This window comes from Paenibacillus cremeus (assembly GCF_007786445.1).
GTDB classification, from domain to species: Bacteria; Bacillota; Bacilli; order Paenibacillales; family NBRC-103111; genus Paenibacillus_G; species Paenibacillus_G cremeus.
In genome coordinates, this window is the sequence record NZ_VNJI01000132.1 from 1 (window position 1) to 1,349 (window position 1,349).

Consider the following 1,349-nt stretch of genomic DNA (forward strand, 5'->3'; position numbering starts at 1 on the left):
ATTTTCGCTTTTTCATCAATGATTTTCTTGTTGAACTCATAGAAATCGCGCGGAATTCCGGGGGCGTAAGCGCGAATATAAGGGTCCAGAGCAAGGTAGATTTGTCCCGTCGATTGCGGCGATATATTATCCTTCACCGCTTGCTCCGTAGTACTGATAACCCCGTTATCCATCTTATAATGAACTCCCTCGATCCCGTAATTGGCCAGATCGTTTCCTTCCTTCGTCAAGCCGTAATCCAAAAACTTCAATATTTTTTTGACCTTTGCCTCCGGCACTTTCTTGGGGATCACAAACATCCCAAATAAAGGGTTATCTTTGGGAGCATATCCTTCGAGATCTACCAGCACCTGGATGTAGGCGTTCGGAACCGTTGATTTCATCTGCTCCATCGCCCTCCAGGCGCTGGTTCCTTGATCCTTCATAATCCCGTTGACACCTGAATATTGAATATCTTTCAGCTGACTGCGCTGCAGCACCGCAAAATCCTCGGGGATCAGCTTATCGGCATACGCTTTCCGCAAAAATTCCAACGCTTTTTTGGTACCGGGAAGAAGGTTGATATTGACCAATTTGCCGTCGACCAGCTTCCAGTTGCCGAATGCTTTATTATAGACCTCTTCCGGCCAAGAGAGATATTCCATTCCATCCTTGATTACGTTCCCTATCGCTGGTATTGTTTTCCCATTGCCTGCCATATCATGCTCTTTAAACGCTTTCATGACGGCATACATGTCATCCATGGTTTTCGGCACCGGCAACCCAAGCTTATCTAACCAATCTTTGCGCACGCTCGGGAAGCTGGAACCTTCTGCGGCTTGCGGTCTCGGAATGCCGTAATTTCGGCCGTCCTCCATCTTCGTGAGGACTAACGCTTCCTTGGCCTCCTTCATCAGGTTCGGATAATCCTTAATCATATCAGTTACATCCCAAAATGCCCCCTGCTTCGCCATATCCCTTACCTGGGTTTGCCACGGATCGGGAACAAACAGAAGATCGGGAATATCTCCGGAAGCGAGTACGACGTTGACCCGATCCTGGTAGTTATTAGGCGATATCCAGGTGAGGTTCAATTTGGTGTTGGTTCTTTTCTCGATTTCCTTCACGATCACATGATCTTTGGCGGGCGGTTCCAAAGAGAAGAACTGATTCAACATAGAAATCTCGGTCGGCGGTTCATTTGCGGCCTTGCCGCTATCCGCACTCGGAGCTGCCCCCGGCGCCGATCCCGTACCTGATTGTCCCCCGCTGCAAGCAGACAAGAGAAACATCGAAGCCAATCCAACGACGGCAGACTTCCGGAAAAACAGACTGCTGTTCCTATTCATTTGCATTCTCCCCCTAAAAAA

Annotated in this window: 1 protein-coding gene; it reads right to left on the minus strand. The window is 48.6% G+C overall.

All coding sequences use genetic code 11. The features are described 5' to 3' along the window. A partial coding sequence (locus FPZ49_RS35165; protein ID WP_186446299.1) for an extracellular solute-binding protein occupies positions 1-1,328 on the minus strand: 1,328 nt, incomplete at its 3' end. Between the last annotated feature and the right edge of the window lie 21 nt (positions 1,329-1,349).